A 23403-nucleotide genomic window follows, 5' to 3' on the forward strand; every position below is an offset into this window, starting at 1 on the left:
AACTCCTTGGCTCTTCCGGGCGAGGCGGCCTACGAGAGGCTGTCGAGGACGTAGGGCAGTATGCCACCGGCAGTCATGAAGCGCGCCTCGAGCGGGGTGTCGACCCTCGCGACGCAGGAGAAGCGCAGCTCGCTGCCGTCCGCCCGACGCGCCACCACCTCGCAGTCGCGCTCGTTGGGGAGCCCCCGGGAGAAGTCGATCGCCTCGACGTCGAACGACTCGCTGCCGTCCAGGCCGAGCTCCGCGACGCCCTCCCCCTCATGGAACTGGAGGGGCAGCACGCCCATCTGCACCAGGTTGGAGCGGTGGATGCGCTCGAAGCTCTGCGCCAGCACCGCACGCACGCCCAGGAGGGCCGGACCCTTGCCCGCCCAGTCGCGGCTGGAGCCGGAGCCATAGAGCTTGCCTGCGAGGACGACCAGGGGCACGCCCTGGGCCCTGTAGTGGCAGGAGGCGTCGTATATGCTCTTGACCTCGCCGTCGAGCAGGTCGCGAGTCCAGCCTCCGCTCCTCCCGCCCGCGAGGGCGTTCCTCAGCCTGACGTTGGCGAAGGTCCCGCGCATCATGACCTCATGGTTGCCCCGACGGCTCCCGTAGCTGTTGAAGTCCTCGGGGGCCACGCCCCTCTCGCCCAGATAGCGGGCGGCGGGAGAATCCGGCGCGATGGAGCCGGCGGGAGAGATGTGGTCGGTGGTCACGAAGTCGCCGAGCAGGGCGAGGCAGCGCGCGCCCCTGATGGCGGGCGTGCCGCCGCGCTGGTCCGCGTCGAAGTAGGGGGCCCTCCGGACGTAGGTGGAGTCCGGGTCCCAGGGGAAGGTGTCGGACGAGCCGGAGTCGATGCGCGCCCAGGAGGCGTCGCCCTCGAAGAGGCGGCGGCCCCCCTCCGCGAAGAGGCTCCCGTCGAGGGCGGAGGCCAGGGCGTTGTCTATCTCGGCCTGGGTGGGAAGGAGCTCGGAGAGCATGACCGGCCCGTCGGGGCCGACGGCCACGGGCTCGCGCGAGAGGTCGACGTCCACGCTGCCCACGAGCGCGTAGGCGACGACGAGGGCGGGCTGGCAGAGGTAGTTCTGGGCGACGTCGGGAGAGATGCGCCCCTCGAAGTTACGGTTGCCCGAGAGCACGCTCGCGAGCTCCAGCTCGTCCGCGACGGCATGCAGCCCGGGCAGGATGTCGCCCGAGTTGCCGATGCAGCTCATGCAGCCGTACCCGCAGGTGGCGAAGCCGAGCTCGGCAAGAGGGGCGAGGAGCTGCGCGCGCTCGAGCAAAAGCGTCGTGGCGTGGCTGCCCGGCGCCAGGATCCGCTTGACCCAGGGCTTGGCGGAGAGCCCCCTCCCCCTCGCCTTGCGCGCAAGTATGCCCGCGGCGACCATCATCGCCGGGTCGGTCGCGGTGGTGCAGCTGGTGATGGCGGCGATCGCCATGGTCCCGTGCCCGAGCTCGAACTCGCGGTCGCCCACGGTCACCTTCCTGGCCAGGCCCGGTTCGCGGCCGTGCTCCGCCAGCGAGGCACGGAAGCGCGTGCGCAGCTCGGAGGGCACCAGACGGTCGTGCGGGCGGGAGGGACCGGCAAGGCTCAGCTCGACCTCAGTCAGGTCGAGCTCGACGCTGCGGGAGTAGCGCCTGCCCTCGGAGCCGCCGAAGACGCCCTCCCGCTCCAGGAAGGCCCGTGCGAAGGCGAGCTCGCCCTCGTCGCGGCCGGTGAGGACGAGGTAGTCCATGGCCGCCTCGTCCACGGGGAAGAGGGTCGTCGTGGCGCCGTACTCGGGGGTCATGTTGGCCACGCAGGCACGCTGCGTGGCGCTGAGGGTCGCCGCGCCCTCCCCCGTCACCTCCACGAGGCAGCCCACGACGCCCTCGGCGCGCAGGCGCTGCGCCACGGTGAGGGCGAGGTCCATGCCGCTCACCCCGTCCGGGAGGTGGCCCCGCAGCCTGAGCTCGACCACGGGAGGGACCAGCATCGAGATGGGCTGGCCGAGCGCGGCGGCCTCCGCCTCGATGCCACCCACCCCCCAACCGAGGACGCCGAGCCCGTTCGCGGTCGTGGTGTGCGAGTCCGTGCCGACGAGCGTGTCGAAGCAGGCCATCTGCGACCCCGCCGGCGCCTGGGCGTCGCGCGAGACGACCTCGCAGAAGCGTTCGATGTTGAGCTGGTGGCAGATGCCGCGTCCGGGCGGGACGATGCGGACGTTGTCGAAGGAGCCGGCGGCCCACTTGAGGAAGGAGAAGCGCTCGTAGTTGCGCCGTGCCTCGAGCTCCTGGTTCTGGGCGACGCACCCCTCCGCACCCGTGTGGTCGGCGATGACGGAGTGGTCCACGACCAGGGTGCAGGGAATCTGCGGGCTCACGGCGGCGGGGTCTCCCCCGCGCTCGGCCATGGCGTCGCGCATGGCGGCGAAGTCGACGAAGACCGGCACGCCGGTGAAGTCCTGGAAGAGCACGCGGGAGGGCATGAAGTCGATCTCCTCGCCCTGGGTGCCGGCAAGGCCCGCCTCGACCACGCGACGCGCGAGCCTCACGGCGTCCTCGTCGCTCGCGGCCCTCCTCACGCAGTTCTCGAGGAGGACGACCAGGGCGCGGGGAATCTGGCGCGCGCCGGGGATCCCCGAGACGTCGATGTAGCTGCGCTCCACGCCACCAGCCGCCAGCGCCTTCGGCACGCGAGCCTCCGCCACCGCCGCCTCGAACGCGGCTGCGTCAATCTTCTGCAAACCCATGAGAGCTGCCTCCAGTCATCCTGTCCATCAGGCGCACGACCGCCCCCGCCACGCGGCCGTCCGAGCACGAGCGCTCGAAGAGCCGGCCGAAGAGCCTCCATGACGCCAGCGAAATCGCGCCCAACACTATAAGCATGGCAGGACTTGGCGGAGAAAGCCTGTAAAAGTCCGGAAACGCGAGGCTTCCGCCCGCGACCACGACGACGACCAACGCGAGGAGCGCGACCCTCAGCCCGTTGAGCGGATGGCAGATGCGCCAGACCAGCGCGAAGCCCACCACGCTGACGATGGCCATGCACATGGCCGAGGACTCGGAGAAGCTCATCTGGTCTATGCCGCGCGAGAGGAGCGCGACGAGGAGGCCCAGCGAGATGACCGCCGCGGCGGGCAGCGACCTCCTGAGCACGTTGTCGAGGAAGCGGCCCGAGACGCGGTCGTGGTTGGACTCGAGGGCGAGCACGAAGGAGGGGATGCCGATGACCGCCGTGGAGACGAGCGACATCTGCACGGGTATGAAGGGGTACGGCGGGAGCACCACGCAGAGCGCCGCCACGACGGTGGAGAAGACCGTCTTCACGAGGAAGAGCGACGCGGAGCGCTGGAGGTTGTTGATGGAGCGCCTGCCCTCGGCCACCACCTCGGGCATGTGAGAGAAGTCGTCATCCGCGAGGACGAGGTCAGAGACGTTTCGGGCGGCGTCGGAGGCGCAGGCGAAGGAAACGGAGCAGTCCGCCGCGCGCAGGGCGAGGATGTCGTTGACGCCGTCGCCCGTCATCGCGACGGTCCCGCCCTCCGCCTGGAGGGCGCGCACCAGCGTGCGCTTCTGCTCCGGCGTGACGCGGCCGAAGACCCGCCCCGACCGCACGCTGCGCGCGAGCGCCTCGTCATCAAGGCCAGAGGCGTCCACGGCGGCCCCCGCCCGGGGCACCCCCGCCCTCGCAGCGATGGCGGAGGCGGTCGCCGCATCGTCTCCCGAGATGACGATCAGCTCGACCCCCTGCGCGGCGAAGTAGGACATGGTGTCGGCCGCGGAGGGCCTGAGCTCGTCGCGCAGGACGACCTGACCCAGGAGGCGCGGCTCGCCGACGGGAAGCCCCCGCACGTCGAAGCCGTCGCAAGAGCACACGACGAGCACGCGCTCCATGGGGTCGGCCCGCACGTCATCGAGCGCGGCAGCGCGCTCCCGGCCGAGCACGAAGGGGGCCGCGCCCAACACGAAGGCCTCGCCGCCCTCGAGGACGCAGCCCGAGAGCTTGCGGGACGAGTCGAAGGGGACCGAGCGCGCGACTTGCTCCTCCGCGACCCTCTCGGCGTCCGCCCAGGCGCAGACGGCAGCGCTGGTCGCGTTCTGGTCGCCAGAGTTCGAGCGGGCGACCGCAGCGGCGGCGCGCCTTGCGAGCCCCTCCGGGACGCCTGGCGCGCCGGCGACGCGCGCCAGCTCCATCGAGCCGGTGGTGAGCGTCCCCGTCTTGTCGAGGCAGAGGGTGTCCACGCGCGCGAGGGTCTCAACGCAGCGGGAGCGCTGGACGAGCACCTCGCGCCGGGCGAGCCGCGTCGCCGCGATGGCCATGACGCTCGAGACGAGCAGGACGAGCCCTTGGGGGATCATGCCGTTGACCGCCGCGATGGTGGAGAGGATGGCCTCGTCGAGGCTCGATTCGCCGAGGAGGTACATCCGCGCGAAGAGCAGGATTCCCATGGGCACGAGCACGGTCGTCGCGCAGCGCACGATGAGGTCGATCGAGTCTACTATCTCGGAGCGGGCGGGGCCCGCGTGGCATGCCTCGCGGGCGAGCCGCGCGGCGAAGCCCTCCGCCCCCACGACGCGCACGCGCGCCCCGAGGGAGCCCGAGACGACGAAGCTGCCGCCGACGAGCTCGTCGCCCGCCGCCTTGGGAACGAGGCGGCTCTCGCCCGTGAGCAGCGACTCGTCGACGCTCGCCGCGCCCCAGAGCACGGTCGAGTCCGCGGGGACCTGGTCCCCGTGCGAGACGAGGATGACGTCGCCGAGCACGATTCCCTCCCTGGGAACCCTGGCCTCCTCGCCGTCACGCAGGATCCTTGCGGGCTGGTCGGTGAGGATCGAGAGGCGGTCGACCATGCGCTTCGCCCTGAGCTCCTGCAGGATGCCGATGGCGAGGTTGGACAGCACGACGCCCATGAAGAGCAGGTTGCGCCATTCACCCGTGACGGCGACGAGCAGGGCCATGATTAGGTTGATGCAGTTGAAGGTGGTGAGGAGGTGCTCCGTCACGATCTGCCGCACGGACCTCGTGCGGACGGTGGTGCCGGCGTTGGACTTGCCTTGCGCCTCGAGCCGACGGGCCTCCTCCCAGCTCAGCCCCCGCTCCGCACCGGCGCCCGCGCGGGGCGCCCCGTTGCTCTGGTTCGTCGTCACTCGACCTCCCGGACGGCTTGTCCCAAGGCTCTGGGCATGAAAAAGGCCGCCGGCTTGCGCCATCGGCCCTTCGAGCTTGCTTGGTGACCCCGGTGGGGCTCGAACCCACGGCCTTTCGCTCCGGAGGCGAACGCTCTGATCCACTGAGCTACGGGGCCATGGCACGGAAGTATAGACCAAGCAGGCGGATGCGCGCGCAAGACCAAAAGCTCCACAGGCCCGCCTCCCCCGCCGGTGTAACGCTTTGGATAAGGCGCCGGAGCCATCGGCCCGCTGTAGTAGCATCGATGAAAAACTCGCTGGGCCCTGGCCCGGAAAGGCCCGCACATGATTGTAATCGTCAAGGAAAGCGCCACCCCCGAGCAGCTCGACCACTTCGTGAGCTGGATAGAGGACCGCGGCTTCAGGACCAACGTCTCGCACGGAGAGAACGAGACGATCGTGGGGATCATCGGCGACACGACGCGGATCGACCCCTTCCTCCTCGAGTCGATGGACATCATCGATCAGGTCAGGCGCGTGTCCGAGCCCTTCAAGAAGGCGAACCGCAAGTTCCACCCCGCCGACACGGTCGTCGACTGCGGCCACGGGGTGCTCCTGGGCGGGGGCAACTTCCAGGTCATCGCCGGCCCCTGCTCAGTCGAGGGCGCGAACCTCATGGACATCGCCCGCGCCGTCAAGTCGGCCGGCGCGGGGCTCCTGCGCGGCGGCGCCTACAAGCCCCGCACCAGCCCCTACTCGTACCAGGGCATGGGCGAGAGGGGCCTCAACCTCCTCATGGAGGCAGGAGGCGAGCTCGACCTCCCCGTCGTGACCGAGGTGATGGACCCCCGCGACGTCCAGCTCTTCCTGGACAAGGGCATCGACGTCATGCAGATCGGCGCCCGCAACTCCCAGAACTTCCCCCTCCTGCGCGAGGTGGGCAAGACCCAGGTGCCCATCCTCCTCAAGCGCGGCATCTCCGGCACCATCGACGAGCTCCTCATGGCCGCGGAGTACGTCATGAGCGAGGGCAACCCCAACGTGATCCTCTGCGAGCGCGGCATCCGCAGCTTCGAGACCCGGACCCGCAACACCTTCGACGTGAACGCCATCCCCGTGCTGCACCGGCTCTCGCACCTCCCGGTGGTGGGAGACCCCAGCCACGCCACGGGCCACACTCGCTACGTGAGGCCCATCGCCTACGCCGCCTGCGCGGCAGGGGCCGACGGCCTCGAGATAGAGGTCCATGACCAGCCCTCGAAGGCCTGGTCGGACGGGGCCCAGGCGCTCACGCCCACGCAGTTCCGCGACGCCATGAGGAGGATCGCCCTCATCCGCGATGCAGTCTGCGCCGACCTCGGCGAGGGGGACGAGTGACGGGCGCGGGCGGGGCGCGCTTCGTCCCCGGGCGCGTGGGGGTCGTGGGGCTCGGCCTCATGGGCGGCTCCTTCGCCAAGGCCATGCACGCCGCGGGGCGCGAGGTGCTCGGCTGGAACCGGACGAGCTCCACCACCGAGCTCGCCCTCATCGAGACCATCGACGCCGTCCTGGACGACGACTCCATCGGAAGCTGCGAGCTCATCGTGCTCGCCGGCTACCCCCAGGCCGCCATCGACTGGCTGCAGGAGAAGGCCGCGCTCGTCTCGCCCGGGGCCATCGTCATAGACACGGTGGGCGTCAAGCGCGTCATCTGCGAGCGCTGCTTCGCCATCGCAGAAGGCCGCCCCTTCACCTTCGTGGGCTGCCACCCCATGGCAGGCACCCAGCACTCGGGCTTCGCCCACAGCAGGGCCAACATGTTCCGCGGCGCCCCCATGGTCGTGGTGCCGCCGCCGATGGACGACTTCGCCCGCCTCGACGTGCTCGAGCGCCTCCAGGACCTCCTCGAGCCCTGCGGCTTCGGCTCCTACACGCTCTCGACGGCCGACCACCACGACGAGGTGATCGCCTTCACCTCCCAGCTGGCGCACGTGGTGTCCAACGCCTACGTGAAGAGCCCCACGGCACAGGACCACAGGGGCTTCTCGGCCGGGTCCTACAAGGACCTGACGCGCGTGGCCCGCCTCAACGCCCCCATGTGGCGGGAGCTCTTCCTCGACGACGCCGACCACCTCTCGGAGGAGATAGGCCGCATCGTCCAGAGCCTGCAGCAGTACAAGGACGCCCTGGACGCCAGGGACGGCGAGCGGCTCGAGGCCCTCCTCGCCGAGGGCGACCGGCTCAAGAGGGAGGCTGAGAGGCGATGAGCGACGCCGTCTCCATAGCGGTGGACACGCCCTCCCGCTCCTACCAGGTCACCGTGGGGAGCGGGGTGCTCGGACGGCTCGGACGGCTCGCCCGCGCCGCCTGCGGCGGCCAAAGAGCCTGCGTCGTCTCGGACTCGAACGTCGCCCCCCTCTATGCCGAGGCGGCGCTCGGGAGCCTGCGCGCTGCTGGCTACGAGGCCGGCCTCCTCACCTTCCCCGCAGGCGAGGCGTCGAAGAACGTCCGCACTCTCTCGGCGCTCCTCGAGGGCATCGCCGGGCTGGGGCTCACCCGCGACGACGTGGTAGTGGCGCTGGGAGGCGGCGTCACGGGCGACATGGCGGGACTCGCAGCCGCCCTCTACCTGCGCGGCTGCCAGGTCGTGCAGGTGCCCACCTCGCTCCTCGCCATGGTCGACTCCTCCGTGGGCGGCAAGACCGCCATCGACCTCGAGGCGGGCAAGAACCTCGCCGGCGCCTTCCTCCAGCCCTCGCTGGTCCTCGCCGACGTGGACTGCCTCAAGAGCCTCTCCGCCGGGCTGCTGCGCGACTCCTGTGGGGAGGTCGTGAAGCATGCCGTCCTGGACGGCCCCCAGATGCTCCGGGACCTGACCGAGCACCCCGCCAACGAGTCGCTGGAGCCCGGGAGGATGACGGCCCTGGTGGCACGCAACGTGAGGATCAAGCGCGACGTGGTCGCCGACGACGAGCGCGAGCGCGGCCTCAGGCAGACGCTCAACCTGGGACACACCATCGGGCACGCCATCGAGGCGGCGAGCGGCTTCGCCCTGGGACATGGCAGCTCCGTCGCCGCAGGCCTCTGCTGCATGGCCCGCGCCTGCGAGCGCAAGGGCTGGAGCGAGCAGGGGCTTGCCGCGCTCGTCGAGGGGGCGGTGCGGGCGCACGGGCTGCCCACGGGCACCGACGTGCCGACGGACGACCTCATGCGCTTCGCGGCGCACGACAAGAAGAGGCACGCCGACTCCGTGAACGTAGTCGTCCCCCTCGCCCCAGGCAAGGTCGAGGTCAGGGCCGTGGGCCTCGACGGGCTGCGCGAGCTCATCGAGCTCGGCTGCGGAAGGGACTAGGTGAGAAGAGCTTGGACGTCACCATAAACCCACGTCCCCTCGAGGGGCGCGTCGACGCCGTGGCGTCGAAGTCCGTGGCGCATCGGATGCTCGTCCTCGCCTCGCTCGCCGAGGGTCGAAGCGATATAGACTGCGCCACGAGCTCGCGCGACATCGACGCCACCGTGACCTGCGCGAGGGCGCTTGGGGCGAAAGTCGCCCGCACCCGATTGGGGTTTCGCGTCTCCCCCCTGGCGAGGGACGCCGTGCGGGCCGCCGCAGGGACGGGCTCCCCCACCACCCTCGACTGCGGCGAGTCGGGCTCGACCCTGCGCTTCCTCCTGCCCGTGGCCTGCGCCCTGGGCGGCAGCTACCGGATGGTGGGGGCAGGACGGCTGGCCGAGAGGCCTCTCTCCCCCCTCTGGGAGCAACTGGTGGCCCACGGTGCCCGGCTCGAGGGAGGGGGGCGCCTCCCCGCGCTCGTGAGCGGCGGCCTGGCGGGCGGAGAGTTCAGGCTCCCGGGCGACGTCTCGTCCCAGTACGTGAGCGGGCTCCTCATGGCGGCCCCCCTCCTCGACGAGGGCGTCTGCGTGCTGGTGGAGGACCCCTTCGAGTCCAGGTCCTACGTGGACATGACCATCCAGGCCCTCTCCGCCTTCGGCGTGCGCGTGCTCTCGCAGCGCGTCGAGGAGGGGGGGCATGCGCTCACGAGCCTCCGCGTCCCCGCCGGCTCGCGCCTGCGCTCCCCCGGGACGCTCGCGGTCGAGGGCGACTGGTCCAACGCCGCCTTCTGGCTCGCCGCCGGGGCGCTTGGGGGCGGCACCTGCGTGAGGGGCCTCAACCTGGGAAGCTGCCAGGGCGACCGCGCGGTGCTCGCGGCGCTGGCGGCCATGGGGGCGAGGATCCGCCGCGCGGGCTCCGAGGCCTGCTGCAGCCACGACGCTCTCCTGGGCAGGACGGTCGGCGTGGCGGACATACCCGACCTCGTCCCGCCGCTCGCCGCCGTCGCGGCCTACGCGACGGGAGAGACGCGCTTCGCGGGCGCGGGCAGGCTCAGGCTCAAGGAGTCCGACCGCCTGGAGAGCGTGGGTGACGCGCTCCGGTCGATGGGCGCGCGGGTTCGGACGGAGGGTGACGACCTGGTCGTCGAGGGAGCCCCCGCCCTGCGCGGCGGGGTCGTGGAGAGCCACAACGACCACCGCATCGCCATGATGGCCGCCGTCGCCGCGAGCGCCGCGGAGGGGCCCACCACCATCCGCGGGGCGGAGTGCGTGTCAAAGTCGTACCCGGGCTTCTGGGAGGACTTCGCCGCCCTGGGCGGCGTCGCGGAGAAGAGGGAGGGCTGAGGAATGCCTTCGAGCTTTGGCAGCGCGCTCAGGGTGAGCGTCTTCGGCCAGTCGCATTCCGAGGCCATCGGCTGCGTGGTCGAGGGGCTCCCCTCGGGGCTCTTGGTCGACATGGACGCACTGGGCCGCCTCATGGCCCGCCGCGCGCCTGGCCAGGGGCCCTGGGCGACGCCGCGCAAGGAGGCCGACCTCCCCCGCATCGTGTCCGGCCTCAACGCCGACGGCGCGACCTGCGGGGCGCCCCTCGCCCTCGTCATAGAGAACACCAACACGCGCTCGGGGGACTACGACGAGCTGCGCCGCGTCCCCCGTCCGGGGCATGCCGACCTGCCGGCCCAGCTAAAGTGGCACGGCAACCAGGACGTCCCGGGAGGCGGCCACTTCTCCGGACGCCTCACGGCCCCCCTCTGCGCCGCGGGCGGCATCGCCCTGCAGGCCCTCGCCACGCGCGGGGTGCGCGTACGCGCCCACCTTGCCGAGGTCGCGGGCGTCAGGGACGAGCCCTTCGAGGCGCTCGACAACTCCCCCGACGCCCGCGCGAGGCTGCAGCGGCAGATGGACCGCCTCGAGGGCAGGCGCGGGCTGCCCGTGATAGATGACTCGGCCGAGGGGGCCATGCTCGCCGCCATCGATGCGGCGCGGCGCGGCCTCGACTCCGTGGGAGGCGTGGTGGAGTGCGTGGCCACGGGGCTCCCCGCAGGGATGGGCTCACCCATGTTCGACGGGCTCGAGAACTCCATCGCGCGCGCGGCCTTCGGCATCCCCGCCGTCAAGGGCATAGAGTTCGGCCGGGGCTTCGGCGCCGCCCGCCTGCGCGGGAGCGAGGACAACGACCCGTATCACCTCGAGGGGGGACGGCCCGTTCCCTCCACCAACAACGCCGGTGGGGCGCTCGGGGGCCTCTCCACCGGGGCGGCCGTGCTCTTCCGCCTCGCCGTCAAGCCCACCTCGAGCATCGGCCGCCCCCAGGACTCCGTCGACCTCGTCTCGGGCGAGCCCGCGCGCCTCGGCGTGAGGGGACGCCACGACCCGTGCATCGCCCCGCGCGCGGTGCCCGTCGCCGAGGCCGTCTGCGCCTTGGCGCTGCTCGACTCATGGCTCGCCTTCCCCCCCGAGGGCGCGCAGTTCTCGCTTGGCGAGGGAAGGGACTAGACCATGGAGGACCTCGCCCGCCTGCGCGAGCGCATCGACGCCATAGACCACCAGATGCTCGCGCTCTTCCAAGAGCGCATGGACTGCGCCGAGGGCGTGGCCGCCTACAAGAGGGAGAGGGGCCTTCCCATCCTCGACCGCTCGCGCGAGCGCAGGGTGGTCGCCTCCGCCGCGGCCGAGGTGCCACCCGAGCTGAAGTCATACGCCGAGGTGCTCATGCAGCTCCTCATGGAGGCGTCGCGCATGCGGCAGGGGGAGCGCAACTACGACACCGGCCCCATCCTGGGCCGCGTCGACGCCGCGCTCAAGGACGGCCCGGGCTACTTCCCCCAGGACGCCTACGTCGCCTGCCAGGGCGTCGAGGGAGCCTTCTCCCAGATGGCCTGCGACCGCCTCTTCAAGCACGCCGACATCAGCTTCTTCGACAGCTTCGACGCGGTCTTCCGCGCCGTGGAGGAGGGCTACTGCGAGTTCGGCGTGCTCCCCGTCGAGAACAGCACCGCCGGCTCGGTCAACCAGGTCTACGACCTCATGATGCGCCATGACTTCAAGGTGGTGCGGAGCTGCCGGCTCAAGATCGACCACAACCTACTCGCCAAGCCGGGCTGCGGACTCGAGTCGATCTCTGACGTCTACAGCCACGAGCAGGCGCTCAGCCAGTGCGAGGGCTTCCTCTCGTCCCTCCATGGGGTCCGCACCCACGTGGTGGAGAACACGGCCATCGCCTCGAGGATGGTCGCCGAGTCGGAGCGCGACGACGTGGCCGCCCTCGCCTCGCGCTCCTGCGCCGAGCTGTATGGGCTCGACACGCTCGCTCGCAGCGTCCAGGACCGTGACAACAACTACACGCGCTTCGCCTGCATCACGAGGGACCTGCGCATCTACCCCGGCGCGGACCGCAGCTCCCTCATGCTGGTCGTGAGCCACGAGCCCGGCTCCCTCTACCGCGTGCTCTCGAAGCTCCATGCGCTTGACATCAACATCCTCAAGCTCGAGAGCCGGCCCATCCCCGACCGCGACTTCGAGTTCATGTTCTACTTCGACGTCGAGTGCCCCGTCGGGGAGCCCGAGCTCCGCCGGCTCCTCCTGACCCTGGGCGACGTCTGCGACGAGGTCCGCTACCTGGGAAGCTACTCGGAGGTGGTGTAGGTGGCGGCCGGGTCGGGCGGTCGCTTCGGCCTCCTGGGTAGGAGGCTCGGCCACAGCTGGTCGCCCACAATCCACGCGGCGCTGGGGCTCCCCTCCTACGAGCTCTTCGAGCGGGAGCCCGAGGAGCTCGACGACTTCCTCCTCCTCGGTGGCTGGCAGGGCCTCAACGTGACCATCCCCTACAAGAGACGGGCCTTCGAGCTCGCCGACGAAGCCACGCCCGAGGCGCGGCGTCTGGGCGTGGCAAACACCCTCGTGAGGAGGGGCGGGCGCATCCTCGCCCACAACACCGACCTCGCCGGCTTCGCCTGGATGCTCCGACGCTTCTGCCTGGAGCGGCTGGGAGGCGAGCCCGAGGGGATCATCGGCGGCCGCGAGGCGCTGGTGCTCGGGTCCGGGGGTGCGAGCCAGGCCGTGCAGGCCGCCCTCGCCGACGCCGGCGCCAAGGCGGTGGTCGTCTCGCGCACGGGAGAGGAGCGCTACGACGGTCTCGCCGGGAGGCACCCAGACGCCGCGCTCGTGGTGAACGCCACGCCCGTCGGAATGTATCCCGACTGCCCCGCAAGCCCGCTGAACGGGGGGGAGCTCGGGCGGATGCCGGGACTCAGGGGCGTGCTCGACGTCGTCTACAACCCCCTCAGGACGGGCATCTGCCTTGCCGCCGAGCGCCTGGGGCTGCCCTGTGCCACCGGGCTCCCCATGCTCGTGGGCCAGGCGCTGCGTTCCTCCGAGCTCTTCCAGGGAAGGCCGATCGACGAGGGGCTCGCACGCGCCGTGGAGGGCGAGGTCATGCGCGCGAGCGCCAACGTCTGCCTCATCGGCATGCCGGGCGCGGGGAAGACCACGGCCGGCCGGGCGCTCGCGCGCCTCCTCGAACGGCCCTTCGTCGACCTGGACGACGCCCTCAGGATCGAGCTGGGCATGTCCGCCGCGGAGCTCATCTCGCTCAGGGGCGAGGAGGCGTTCCGGGAGGAGGAGACCAAGGTCGCGCGCAGCTATGGAAGGCGCTCCGGCCTGGTCATCGCCTGCGGGGGCGGCATCGTCACGAGGGAGCAAAACTACGGGCTCCTGCACCAGAACGCGAGCATCGTGCTGCTGGAGCGCCCCCTCGACCAGCTCTCGAGCGCGGGCCGTCCCCTCTCGGGCGCGCGGGGGGTCGAGGCGCTCGCCCGGGAGCGCGACCCCCTCTACCGCCAGTGGGCGGACCTCTCCATCCGCTGCACTGGCAGCGCGGCGGGGGACGCGCGCCTCGTCGCCCGCCTGCTGGGGCTGCTTCCGCCCACCGCCCCCTAGCCCCGCTCGCGCGCAAGGTGCCACGGCGCCCTTCCCTTGTGGGCTAAAGTCTGTATGTCGCACCGTCCGACGGCGAGCGCCCTGCCGCCATCGGACGAAGGATCAGGGAGGTTCGCGCATGACCAGCAGGGAGACGGCGTCTGAGGTCCTCGACCTCGTGGGGGGCACCCCCAACGTGACGGCAAACACGCTGTGCATGACGCGCCTGCGCCTCGTCGTGAGGGACCCGTCCCTCGTCGACAAGAACGCGCTCTGCAAGGTCGAGGGCGTCCTAGGCATCGTGGGACGCGGCAGCGACGGCATCGAGGTGGTCTTCGGGCCCAACTCGGTGGGCCAGGTCTTCGAGTCCTTCGCGGAGCTCACCGGGCTGCCCGCGAGCTACGAGACCCCCTTCGCGGACCTCAGCCATGGCGGGAGCCCCCTGCAGGTGAGCTTCACCCCCAGTAGGCGCTCCTCCCACCCCGACGTGGCCACGCCCGCGGCGGACCCCGTCCCCCGTCAGGTCGAGGCTGCCGTCGGCGAGCGTCACTCCCGCCCCAGCTTCAGCGACCCGGCCTTCCACAGCCACCAGGCCGAGGGCGCCGATGAGATCGAGGCGCTCCTGAGCGGCATGGACGACGCGACCCAGGCGGATGACTTCGACGGCTACGAGGACGAGGACGGCCCCCACCTCCTGGTCATCAACGGGCCCAACATCAACATGCTGGGCATCAGGGAACCGGGCATCTATGGCCGGGAGGACTTCGCCGCCCTCCTCGAGCTCTGCGCGGACGCGGCTCGCGAGGAGGGGTTCGCCCACTGCGACTGCTACCAGTCAAACCACGAGGGCGACCTCGTCGACGCCATCCAGGACGCCTACGGGAGCGCGGACGGCATCGTCATCAACCCAGCGGCCTACACCCACACCTCGATCGCCCTGCTCGACGCGCTCAAGGCGGTCGGCATCCCCGCGGTCGAGGTCCACATCTCGAGACTCGAGGAGCGCGAGGACTTCCGCCAGCGCTCCTACGTGCGCGCCGCCTGCATCGAGACGGTCTCGGGCATGGGGATAGGGGGATATCGCGAGGCCATCCGCATCCTTGCCGACCACCTGGGCATCACCCGCGGCTAGCCGCGGGACGGCCGGGGCAAGGAGGTCTGGCCAAGGGGCGCGCCCCTCTCGGTCGCGCCCGGCTCGCGTCTCCCGCGCCCTCCCTACCAGCGACGGCAGCTCCAGACCGCGCCGTCGCTCACCAGCACGTCGACGGCTATGTCGTGCTCGTCTGCGGGAAGGGGGTTCCCGCTCACCTGCATGCTGTGGGCGAGCCCCACCTTCGTGCCCGGGTACACGGCGAGGAAGTTGTCGTAGTAGCCCGCGCCGTAGCCGATCCGGTATCCGTCCGCGTCGAACACGAGACCGGGAACGAGGCAGACGGAGCCCAGCATCTGCCGGGTCGTGAGGGGCTCCCCCTCCGCCGGCGGCTCGAGGGCGCCGCGCGCTCCGGGGCGAAGCCCGTCGAGGCTCGTCACCTCGAAGAACTGGAGCGACACCGACCCGGGCACGCATCGCGGCAGGGCGACGCGCTTCCCGTCCGCCCAGGCGCGCTCCATGATCGGGCGGGTGTCTATCTCGTCCCTGAAGGGAACGTACGAGAGCAGGAGCTGCGCCTCGGCATAGGTGGGAAGGGCCAGGAGGTGGGCTCGTATCTCAGCGTCCAGGCGCTCGCGATGGCTTGGCGCAATCCGGTCACGAATCGCCAGGTAGCCCTCCCTCAGAGCGCTCTTGCTGGCATCCTCGCCGTAACTGCTCGCCATGGTGCTCCCCTCTCGCCTGCCAACACTACAATATTGGCACATCGCGCAGCCTGATGCGCATGCGAAGCGCCATGGAAACCGAAGGGGGCATGTGTCCACCAGCAGAACGCTCGAGGTGGACGGGCTGGAGGTCGAGCTCGTCCGGGGAGACGTGCGTCGCGTCAACCTCAGGGTGAGGCCCGACGGCAGCGTGCGCCTGAGCGCCCCGTCGCGGGTGCCGGCGGACGAGCTCGCCCGCTTTGTCCGTGCCCATCGGGCCTGGGTGGACGGTTGTCTGGAGCGCAACGGACTCAGGGACAGGGCCGAGCGGGAGCACTGGCAAGACGGCGGCGCGCTCGACCTCCTGGGCGAGCGGGTCTCCCTCAGGGTGGAGCCGGCGGCCGGACGGCACACCCAGGTCGAGAGGGTCGCGGGCGAGCTCGTCGTCCGTCCGCACGCGCCTCGGCCGGACGGCCTGGGCAAGCCTGGCCTCGCCGATTGGCGGCCCGCCGGCGAGGAGCTGCGCCAGCTCCTCCTTCCCTGGCTCAAGGACGAGCTCGTAAAGGCGGCCCTTCCCCTCCTGGAGCGACGTCAGGAGGAGATGGGCGTCCGCTGCAGCCTGCTCCGCGTGCGCTGGATGAGCAGCCGCTGGGGCTCCTGCAACGTCCGCACCGCCGCCATCACCCTCAACACCGAGCTCGCGCTGCGACCCCTCGCCTGCCTGGACGCCGTCGTGGCCCACGAGCTCTGCCACCTCCTCGAGCCCAGCCACGTCACGCGCTTCTACGCCCTCATGGACCGCTGGTGCCCCGGATGGCCCGAGGCGCGCGCCGTCCTCAGGGAGAGCCCGCCCATGCGCTAGCCGCCGCACGTCGGCAGCAGGTCGGGACGCGACGGCCGCCCTCGCGTCCCGCTGGCGCTGGCCTGGGGCCTTGCCGTACCATAGGGGAGTTTGCAGACACGACGCGAGGGAGCACCCATGCCCAACGAGGGAAGCTATGAGGCCGCGCTCAGGCGCAGCGACCAGATACAGGAGGACCTCGAGGTCCACCCCCAGAGCTACAACATGCTCACGGGCGACCGGCCCACCGGCAGGCTCCACCTGGGCCACTACTTCGGCACCATCCGCGAGCGCGTGCGCCTGCAGGACATGGGCGTGCGCACCAACATCATCATCGCCGACTACCAGGTGATCACCGACCGCGACAGCACGGAGCACATCCAGGACAACGTCTTCAACATGGTCATGGACTACCTGGCCTGCGGTATCGACCCCCAGAGGACCATGATCTTCGCGCACTCCGCCGTCCCCGCCGCCAACCAGCTCATGCTGCCCTTCCTCTCGCTGGTGACCGAGGCCGAGATGGAGCGCAACCCCACCGTCAAGGCCGAGCAGGAGGCCTCGGGCCACGCGCTCACCGGGCTCCTCCTCACCTACCCCGTGCACCAGGCCTGCGACATCCTCTTCTGCAAGGGCAACGTCGTCCCTGTGGGCCGCGACCAGCTCCCCCACATCGAGGTCACCAACAAGATCGCCCGCCGCTTCAACGAGCGCTATGGCAAGGTGTTCCCCAGCGTGGCGGGACTCCTCACCTCCACCCCCCTGCTCCCGGGCCTGGATGGTCGCAAGATGAGCAAGAGCTATGGCAACGCGATCTCGCTCAGCATGAGCGCGGACGAGACCGCGCGGCTCATCAAGAAGTCCAAGACCGACTCGGAGCGCAACATCACCTTCGACCCCGAGGCGCGCCCCGGCGTGGCGGCGCTGCTCACCACCGCGGGCATCTGCACGGGCCGCGACCCCAAGGAGATAGCCGACGAGATTGGCATGGGCGGCTCCGGCCAGCTCAAGAAGTACGTGACCCAGGCCGTCAACGACTACTTCGCCCCCATCCGCGAGCGAAGGCACGCCTTCGAGCAGGACCTGGACTACGTGAGGGACGTGCTGCGCGACGGCAACGCCCGCGCCAATGCCATCGCCGACCAGACCCTCGACGAGGTGCGCGAGGCCATGGGCATGGTCTATTAGGACCTCGCATCCCCACGCGCCGGCAACCCTCCCGCCCCGCACCAGTCCTCGGACATCGGCGCGGGGCGGGACTTTTTTCTGTGCGACTCCCCCACCCGCGACGTGCAGGTGTTCCCGTCCCACCCCGCTGCTAGCCTAAGGGTCAGTTGCAGTACAGATGTTCGTATCTGTGGAGAGGGGCACAGGAGCCGTGTACGTGACGCCACCCCACGAGGAGGACCGCGCCTACGTGGCGGTCTCGTTCTTCGTGGACACCAACGGGAACCAGGAGTTCACGGCCCTCCACTGGCCCTACCAACCCCACGCCTGCAGCCTGCAGGTGACTTCCACGAGGGAGGTCTCGCCCGCGCCACGACCGGGGGTGCGCCCCTTCCGGGCTTGGGAGCTCGTGCTGGGGCGCAGAGGCGCGAGGCGCACCGTCTTCTTCGAGGACGGCCGCTACTTCGTGCGGAGGGGCCACCTCAAGCCCTTGGGGGCCGAGGTGCAGCTTCGGCCCGCCTAGCCTCACGTAGGGCGGCAAGGGCCATAGAAGCCGAGGGGTACCCCGCCCCAGCACGCTCGAGCGAGATACCCCTCGTGTCGTCCAGTTGCCTGGGCGTCAGGCCATGGGCAACAGGCGGCCTACAGGACGGGGCGGCCGTGGCGCGCCAGGAGCTCCTGGGCGGCCGTGCAGGCAGCGCAGTCGCAGTAGTGGGCGCCCTCGGCCTTGCGCTCCTGCTGGTGGACGAGGAGCTGGGAGGCCGCCTCCTCGCCGAGGAGCTCGCGCGCGGGGCCCTCGGCAAACGAGATGACCTCGTCTATCGTGGTGTGGTGCTCGTCCAGCGCGTCGAGAAGCTGCTTGGTCTGCGCCTCGAGCGCGACGTCGTCGAGTCCGCCCGCAACGGCGTCCTTCCAGGCCCGTGCGGCCTTGATCGTGCCCTCGGAGCTCGACGAGGCGGCGAGCAGCTCGTCCACCTTCTGGGCCGTGTAGTCGAAGAGTTCCTTGTCCATGTCGTGTCCCCTCTCGTTCGGTCTGCTTGCTTGTGCTTAGATGCCCGAGTCCCCGGGTCACCCGCGCGGAAACGAAGCGGGGTCGACGGGGCGCAGCCTCCGGGGAAGCTTCGACACCACGAGGAGGTAGGACTCCGTGACCAGCCTCCCCACCAGCGCGTCGCCCAAGTCGTCCCCCGCGCGCAGGCTCACCCAGTGCCTCTTGTTCATGTGGTAGCCGGGCGTGATCGAGGGGTAGGCATGCGTGAGCTCGAGCACGTCGTCCGGCTCAGCCTTGAGGTTCACGAGCTGTCCGCCGTGGTCGGTCAGGAGGGCGAACCACTTGCCGCAGACGCGCACGTCCTCCCATCCGTCAGAGAAGCAGCCCGCCACGCTCCCAGGCAGCTCGAGCGCGCTGTCAAGGGCCACCCTGTAGAGCTCCTCGCCAGTCATGCCAGCTCCTCCCTGCCTCCGCCCACGAGGACGGGGCTTCCCCTCTTGCATCTTAGGCCTCTGGGAGGCCCGCGCACAAGAAGAGGGAGGGCGCCCCGAAGGACGCCCTCCCAGCCGAAGCACGATGTGGGTCTGACCTACGCGGCCGCGGGGATGGCCAGCATCGCGATGGCGAGGATGACCATGGAGGCCACGGCGATGGTCGCGACGACCTTGATCGCGAACTTGACCCAGGTGCCGTACTCGATGCGCGAGAGGGCCAGGCCACCCATGATCGCGCCGTTGGTCGGGGTGATCAGGTTCACCGCGCCGGAGGCGGCGGAGAAGATCATGATCATGACCGCGGGGTTGAAGCCGAGCTTGACGGCCAGGGGCCCCATGATGGGCATGGAGACGGTCGCCATGCCGGAGGTCGAGGGGATGAGGAAGGACAGGACGAAGTAGAGCAGGTAGGAGCCGATGGTGAAGACGATTCCGGAGGTTCCGGAGAGGCCCTCGGCGGCGGCGTTCAGGAAGTAGTCCGAGAGACCGGTGGAGCTCATGAGGACGGAGACGCCACGGGAGACAGCGATGATCAGGACGACGGACATCATGTCGCCGGCGCCGGCCATGAACTCGTTGACGATCTCGTGCTCGGAGAGGCCGCCCACGATGCCGATGATGATGGCGAGGAGCAGGAACCAGGTGGTGGACTCGGCGAAGTACCACTGGCCGAGCGGAGTGCCGGTCAGGAAGGCGGACCAACCGGCGTTGTCGGTGACGGAGGAGCTGAGCTCGCCGGTGACGGACTCGGGGCTGAGCGTCAGGTCACCGAGCTTGTCGCTGCTGTACTGCTCGACGATGTCGGCGGCGGTGACCTCGGTGGTCTCGTCGTGAGAGGCAGAGCCGGCCACGAAGGCGTCGACGCCGAGGTCCTCCCAGGGCACGAAGCCGATGATCATCACGAGGAACGCGGCGGCGAAGAAGACCAGGACGCCCTTCTGCTTGCCGGTGAGCTCGGCCTTGACGGCCTCGCCCTCGCCCGTGCCATAGGACTCCTCGGCGGAGGCGAGCTCGGAGGAGCTCATGAGGGTGCGGGAGGGATCGGCCTTGACGGACTTGGCGTACTGCAGGACGAAGAAGACGGCGATGGCCCAGGTGACGAGCATGAGGACGAGGCCAAGGCCGATGACCACGGCCTGGTCGACGGCGATGCCCATGTCGACCAGCGCGGAGGAGGCGATGCCGGTGGCGAAGGGGTTGACGGTCGAGCCGAGGCAGCCGACGCCGGCGCCGAGCAGGATCATCATGGCACCCGTCAGGGAGTCATAGCCGGCGGCCATCATGGTCGCGGAGAGCAGGGCGTAGAAGCCGACGGTCTCCTCGCAGAAGCCGTAGGTGGAGCCCAGGACGGCGAAGAGCAGCATCAGGATGGGGATGAGCTTGAGCTCGTTGCCGTTCATCTTGCGCACCAGCGCGTTGATGCCGGTGGTGAGGGCCTCGGTCTTGTTTACGATGCCGAGGAAGCCGCCCAGGACGATGACGAAGAGGCAGACGTCAATGGCATCGCCGAAGCCCTTGACGGGAGCCATGACGAAGTCCGCCAGGGTGGCGCCGGTCACGGCGTCGGTCGACCCGGAGAGGATGACCGTGATGACGGCCACGACCGCCAGGAGGATGAAGATGATGGAGAAGGACGAGAGCATCTCCCTCTTCTTCTTAGGCTGCGCTGTCGAATCTGACATGACCGCAACTCCTTTCGGCGTCCAAGACGCCTGTCGTATGGAACAGAAAACCTTGCGAAACCAAAACTGAACAGAAATCCCGCAAGTTCTCCTAAGATTGTACAAATCTTGAATGCGGGGGCAAATCGGCAAAGGGTGAGCGTTATTCAATAGTCCCCGAATGGTATGACGCTGCCAGTCATCTTTAACAAGAACCCTTTGCCAGATTTCACACCCTTTCAAGCTCATGGACTACTGGACTTAGGGCAACAAAGTCGCAGTTTGGATGGGGTAAGGATCTTGCTCTGACCAAAAGTGAAAGACAAGCGACGCTTCTGTATCCACATATGCTCCACAATCAACAAACTGCATATATTCGTGAATCTAAACGTCGCATCGCAAAGAAAAACTGATAGGACGACTGCAAAAAAGTAAGGGAGGGGACCTTCTCCCCCACCAGAAAAAACCTCCCCGCCAAATGGCGGGGAGGTCGGGGCGGAGCCGTCTAGCAGAGGGTGGCGTACATGACCGCCTTGATGGTGTGCATGCGGTTCTCGGCCTCGTCGAAGACGCGGGACCGCGGCCCCTCGAAGACCTCGTCGGTGACCTCCATCTCGGTGATGCCAAACTCCTCGGCGACCTCCTTGCCGTGGGTGGTGTTGGTGTCGTGGAAGGAGGGCAGGCAGTGCTCGAAGATGGCGGTGGGCTTGGCCTCGGCCATGAGCTCCTTGGTCACGCGATAGGGCGAGAGGAGCTTGATGCGCTCGCCGAAGAGGTCGTAGGACTCGCCCATCGACACCCAGATGTCGGTGTAGAGCACGTCGCAGTCCTTGGCGCCCTCGTGGGGATCCTCGGTGAGGACGACCTCGCAGTGGTTCTGCGCGGCGATCTCGCGGCAGGTGGCGACGAGCTCGTCCTCCGGCATGCGCTCCTTGGGTCCGCAGGCGCAGAAGTTGATGCCGAGCTTCGCGCAGACGACCATGAGGGAGTTGGCGACGTTGTTGCGGCAGTCGCCGAAGAAGGTCAGCTTGCGGCCGCGGAGGTCCTGGCCGAACTCCTCCTGGGCGGTGAGGATGTCAGCGAGCATCTGCGTGGGGTGGAAGTCGTCGGTGAGGCCGTTCCACACGGGCACGCCGCTCTTCTCGGCGATCTCCTCGACCTGGGCCTGGCTGAAGCCGCGGTACTCGATGCCGTCGAACATGCGGCCGAGGACGCGGGCGGTGTCCTCGGTGGACTCCTTGTGGCCCATCTGCGATGAGTTGGGGTCGAGGTAGGTCACGCCCATGCCGAGGTCGGAGGCGCCGACCTCGAAGGCGCAGCGGGTGCGCGTGGAGGTCTTCTGGAAGAGGAGGACGATGTTCTTGCCCTCGAGGTAGCGATGGGGCACGCCGGCGCGCTTCATGTCCTTGAAGTTGGCGGAGAGCTTGAGGAGGTAGCGAATCTCGTCGGAGGAGTAGTCGAGGAGCTTGAGGAAGCTGCGGCCGCGGAGGTTGACGCCCATGCGTTGTCCTTTCTGTCTGCCGGCGGCCTCATGTCGCCGGCACCTAAAAACCGGGGTGACGAACCGATGTACAGCCCGAATCCGGAGACGACGGGGTCATCTCCGGATTCGGGGGATTGCCTAGGAGGCTAGATGTCCTCGCGGGCGAAGGGCATGCTCATGCAGCGGGGGCCGCCGCGGCCGCGGGAGAGCTCGGCCGAGGGAACCACGAGGAGGTCGAGGCCCTCCTTGTAGAGCACGTCGTTGGTGACGGTGTTGCGCTGGTAGACGCAGATCTTGCCAGGTGCGACGGCAAGGGTGTTGGAGCCGTCGTTCCACTGCTCGCGGGCCGCCGCGACGGGGTCGCCACCACCGCACTTGATGAGCTTGACGGCATCGAGGCCCATGGCCTTGGCCAGGACGTGCTCGAGGGTGTCGTTCATCTCCTCGATCTTGACCTCGCCCTCAGAGGCGCCCTTGGTGAGCTTGAAGACCTGCAGGGTGCCCATGATGCCCGGGTGGATGGTGAACTTGTCGACGTCGATCTGCGTGAAGACGGTGTCGAGGTGCATGAAGGCACGGGACACGGGGATGTTGAAGGCATAGATCGTGTCGATCTCGCACTCGTCGCCCTTCTCCCAGAACATGTGCTGGGCGAGCGCGTCGATGGCGGCTGCCTGGGTGCGCTGCGAGATGCCGATGGCCAGGGTGTGGGCGTTGATGTTGAGGACGTCGCCACCCTCGGTGTGGTAGGCGGAGTCGCGGCGGTACCACAGGGGCGCGTCGTTGTAGTCGGGATGGTCGCGGAAGATGTACTTGCCGAAGAGGGTCTCGCGGTTGCGGGTCACCGAGAACATGTGGTTCAGGTTGACGCCCTTGCCCACGATCGCGAAGGGGTCGCGGGTGAAGTAGGTGTTGGGCATGGGGTCGATCAGGAGGTCGGACTCGCTGTCCTGGTCATAGCCCACGAGGTCGGCAAGGAGGTTGCTCGACTTGGTGGGAAGCTCGAGCTCGTTCTTGCGGATGCCCGCGATGCACTTCTCGACGAAGGCCTGGGTGTCGGTGATGGAGTCCATGAACTCCTTGACGGTGGCGCGGGTGTGGGTGCCGCGCAGACCGGACTCGTCGAGCCACTGCTCGGTGAACTCCTCGCGGGAGCCGGCGGCGTCCAGGGCCTCGGCGACCAGCTTCTCGAGGTACAGGACCTCGGCGCCCTGCTCGCGCAAAATCTCGGCGAAGCGGTCGTGCTCCTGCTGGGCCACCTCGAGGAAGGGCACGTCATCGAAGAGCAGACGACCCAGCTCGTCGGGGGGAAGGTTGAGAAGCTCCTCGCCAGGACGGTGAAGCAGGACCTTCTTCAGGGGGCCAATCTCGCTGTGGACATAAAGCCCGTTAGCCATGGTTCCTCCTACTCTTTCTGTGCCAGAACAGTGTCTGGCACTAGACCGATAGTCCTCTCGCACGGGAGGCATCCCGGCGAGATCAGAATAACGCCAAGACAGACTATATCCAATCAATTTATGCGTCTCACCCACAATCGTGACTTTCGCGGGAACGGTCCCTTTGGATCCCTAAGCGGTAGCACCATTATTTCTTGCTTTGAATATTACCTATATTTAACTGCTATTTTATGATTTGGCAAAACTAATTTT

19 protein-coding genes and 1 tRNA gene are annotated in these 23403 nt (G+C 69.1%); 11 read left to right on the plus strand and 9 right to left on the minus strand.

Going from position 1 to position 23403, the window contains the following annotated elements:
* Positions 1-29: 29 nt before the first annotated feature.
* From acnA to ACMPH2_RS03230, 3 genes are all read right to left on the minus strand, one after another.
* Positions 30-2714, minus strand: a complete 2685-nt coding sequence (acnA, locus tag ACMPH2_RS03220; RefSeq protein WP_417118605.1) for an aconitate hydratase AcnA — start codon at positions 2712-2714, stop codon at positions 30-32.
* Positions 2695-5112, minus strand: coding sequence for an HAD-IC family P-type ATPase (locus tag ACMPH2_RS03225; RefSeq protein ID WP_417118606.1), 2418 nt, complete (start codon positions 5110-5112; stop codon positions 2695-2697). Before ACMPH2_RS03225 ends, acnA begins: the two co-directional genes overlap by 20 nt.
* Positions 5113-5193: 81 nt before the next feature.
* Positions 5194-5270: transfer RNA gene (locus tag ACMPH2_RS03230), tRNA-Arg, on the minus strand.
* A gap of 169 nt (positions 5271-5439) precedes the next feature.
* Here ACMPH2_RS03230 and aroF point away from each other — a divergent pair.
* The 8 genes from aroF to ACMPH2_RS03270 all read left to right on the plus strand — a co-directional run bounded on the left by aroF (position 5440) and on the right by ACMPH2_RS03270 (position 14455).
* Positions 5440-6471: a 3-deoxy-7-phosphoheptulonate synthase gene (aroF, locus tag ACMPH2_RS03235; protein WP_417118607.1), complete on the plus strand. Its 1032-nt coding sequence runs from the start codon at positions 5440-5442 to the stop codon at positions 6469-6471.
* Positions 6468-7340, plus strand: coding sequence for a prephenate dehydrogenase (locus ACMPH2_RS03240; RefSeq protein WP_417118608.1), 873 nt, complete (start codon positions 6468-6470; stop codon positions 7338-7340). Before aroF ends, ACMPH2_RS03240 begins: the two co-directional genes overlap by 4 nt.
* Positions 7337-8425, plus strand: coding sequence for a 3-dehydroquinate synthase (locus tag ACMPH2_RS03245; protein ID WP_009279144.1), 1089 nt, complete (start codon positions 7337-7339; stop codon positions 8423-8425). Before ACMPH2_RS03240 ends, ACMPH2_RS03245 begins: the two co-directional genes overlap by 4 nt.
* A gap of 11 nt (positions 8426-8436) precedes the next feature.
* Entirely contained in the window at positions 8437-9750 is a 1314-nt protein-coding gene (gene aroA, locus ACMPH2_RS03250) for a 3-phosphoshikimate 1-carboxyvinyltransferase (RefSeq protein ID WP_417118609.1), read from the plus strand.
* Between the two features lie 3 nt (positions 9751-9753).
* On the plus strand, positions 9754-10902 hold the full coding sequence (gene aroC / locus ACMPH2_RS03255) for a chorismate synthase (RefSeq protein WP_417118610.1): 1149 nt from the start codon (positions 9754-9756) through the stop codon (positions 10900-10902).
* Positions 10903-10905: 3 nt separating this feature from the next.
* Positions 10906-12051 carry a bifunctional chorismate mutase/prephenate dehydratase gene (locus ACMPH2_RS03260; protein WP_417118611.1) on the plus strand — a complete coding sequence of 382 codons (1146 nt, stop codon included), beginning with the start codon at positions 10906-10908 and terminating at the stop codon, positions 12049-12051.
* A complete protein-coding gene (locus ACMPH2_RS03265) occupies positions 12052-13344 on the plus strand; it encodes a shikimate kinase (protein WP_417118612.1) in 1293 nt (430 codons plus the stop codon). It abuts the gene before it with no gap.
* A 118-nt stretch (positions 13345-13462) separates the two neighbouring features.
* The gene (locus ACMPH2_RS03270; RefSeq protein ID WP_072500405.1) at positions 13463-14455 is read left to right on the plus strand and encodes a type II 3-dehydroquinate dehydratase; all 993 of its coding nucleotides are present in this window, start codon (positions 13463-13465) and stop codon (positions 14453-14455) included.
* Between the two features lie 83 nt (positions 14456-14538).
* On the opposite strand, the gene ACMPH2_RS03275 is transcribed toward ACMPH2_RS03270, so the two are convergent.
* A complete protein-coding gene (locus tag ACMPH2_RS03275; RefSeq protein ID WP_417118613.1) occupies positions 14539-15138 on the minus strand; it encodes a 5-formyltetrahydrofolate cyclo-ligase in 600 nt (199 codons plus the stop codon).
* Between the two features lie 91 nt (positions 15139-15229).
* Between ACMPH2_RS03275 and ACMPH2_RS03280 the strand changes: the two genes are divergently transcribed.
* From ACMPH2_RS03280 to ACMPH2_RS03290, 3 genes are all read left to right on the plus strand, one after another.
* The gene (locus ACMPH2_RS03280; protein WP_417118614.1) at positions 15230-15979 is read left to right on the plus strand and encodes a M48 family metallopeptidase; all 750 of its coding nucleotides are present in this window, start codon (positions 15230-15232) and stop codon (positions 15977-15979) included.
* A 117-nt stretch (positions 15980-16096) separates the two neighbouring features.
* Positions 16097-17146 carry a tryptophan--tRNA ligase gene (trpS, locus tag ACMPH2_RS03285; protein WP_062531245.1) on the plus strand — a complete coding sequence of 350 codons (1050 nt, stop codon included), beginning with the start codon at positions 16097-16099 and terminating at the stop codon, positions 17144-17146.
* A 190-nt stretch (positions 17147-17336) separates the two neighbouring features.
* Positions 17337-17648 (plus strand): hypothetical protein, encoded by a 312-nt coding sequence (locus ACMPH2_RS03290; protein WP_040656766.1) that lies wholly within the window; start codon positions 17337-17339, stop codon positions 17646-17648.
* 119 nt (positions 17649-17767) lie between these two features.
* Here the strand turns inward: ACMPH2_RS03290 and ACMPH2_RS03295 are convergent, their stop codons facing one another.
* The 5 genes from ACMPH2_RS03295 to arcA all read right to left on the minus strand — a co-directional run bounded on the left by ACMPH2_RS03295 (position 17768) and on the right by arcA (position 23151).
* Entirely contained in the window at positions 17768-18136 is a 369-nt protein-coding gene (locus ACMPH2_RS03295) for a hypothetical protein (RefSeq protein ID WP_062531247.1), read from the minus strand.
* Between the two features lie 57 nt (positions 18137-18193).
* Positions 18194-18568 (minus strand): MmcQ/YjbR family DNA-binding protein, encoded by a 375-nt coding sequence (locus ACMPH2_RS03300; RefSeq protein WP_417118615.1) that lies wholly within the window; start codon positions 18566-18568, stop codon positions 18194-18196.
* Positions 18569-18705: 137 nt separating this feature from the next.
* On the minus strand, positions 18706-20292 hold the full coding sequence (locus ACMPH2_RS03305; RefSeq protein ID WP_009279132.1) for a YfcC family protein: 1587 nt from the start codon (positions 20290-20292) through the stop codon (positions 18706-18708).
* A gap of 484 nt (positions 20293-20776) precedes the next feature.
* Entirely contained in the window at positions 20777-21772 is a 996-nt protein-coding gene (argF, locus tag ACMPH2_RS03310) for an ornithine carbamoyltransferase (RefSeq protein WP_417118616.1), read from the minus strand.
* A gap of 128 nt (positions 21773-21900) precedes the next feature.
* A complete protein-coding gene (arcA, locus tag ACMPH2_RS03315) occupies positions 21901-23151 on the minus strand; it encodes an arginine deiminase (protein WP_062531253.1) in 1251 nt (416 codons plus the stop codon).
* Between the last annotated feature and the right edge of the window lie 252 nt (positions 23152-23403).

This window comes from Olsenella phocaeensis, from assembly GCF_048189965.1.
Lineage (GTDB): Bacteria > Actinomycetota > Coriobacteriia > Coriobacteriales > Atopobiaceae > Olsenella_I > Olsenella_I phocaeensis.

Coding starts and splice junctions, on each gene's coding strand:
- acnA (WP_417118605.1), bottom strand. CDS start 2,714: ATGGGTTTGCAGAAGATTGACGCAGCCGCGTTCGAGGCGGCGGTGGCG.
- aroF (WP_417118607.1), top strand. CDS start 5,440: ATGATTGTAATCGTCAAGGAAAGCGCCACCCCCGAGCAGCTCGACCAC.
- ACMPH2_RS03245 (WP_009279144.1), top strand. CDS start 7,337: ATGAGCGACGCCGTCTCCATAGCGGTGGACACGCCCTCCCGCTCCTAC.
- aroC (WP_417118610.1), top strand. CDS start 9,754: ATGCCTTCGAGCTTTGGCAGCGCGCTCAGGGTGAGCGTCTTCGGCCAG.
- ACMPH2_RS03260 (WP_417118611.1), top strand. CDS start 10,906: ATGGAGGACCTCGCCCGCCTGCGCGAGCGCATCGACGCCATAGACCAC.
- ACMPH2_RS03270 (WP_072500405.1), top strand. CDS start 13,463: ATGACCAGCAGGGAGACGGCGTCTGAGGTCCTCGACCTCGTGGGGGGC.
- ACMPH2_RS03275 (WP_417118613.1), bottom strand. CDS start 15,138: ATGGCGAGCAGTTACGGCGAGGATGCCAGCAAGAGCGCTCTGAGGGAG.
- trpS (WP_062531245.1), top strand. CDS start 16,097: ATGCCCAACGAGGGAAGCTATGAGGCCGCGCTCAGGCGCAGCGACCAG.
- ACMPH2_RS03295 (WP_062531247.1), bottom strand. CDS start 18,136: ATGGACAAGGAACTCTTCGACTACACGGCCCAGAAGGTGGACGAGCTG.
- ACMPH2_RS03300 (WP_417118615.1), bottom strand. CDS start 18,568: ATGACTGGCGAGGAGCTCTACAGGGTGGCCCTTGACAGCGCGCTCGAG.
- ACMPH2_RS03305 (WP_009279132.1), bottom strand. CDS start 20,292: ATGTCAGATTCGACAGCGCAGCCTAAGAAGAAGAGGGAGATGCTCTCG.
- argF (WP_417118616.1), bottom strand. CDS start 21,772: ATGGGCGTCAACCTCCGCGGCCGCAGCTTCCTCAAGCTCCTCGACTAC.
- arcA (WP_062531253.1), bottom strand. CDS start 23,151: ATGGCTAACGGGCTTTATGTCCACAGCGAGATTGGCCCCCTGAAGAAG.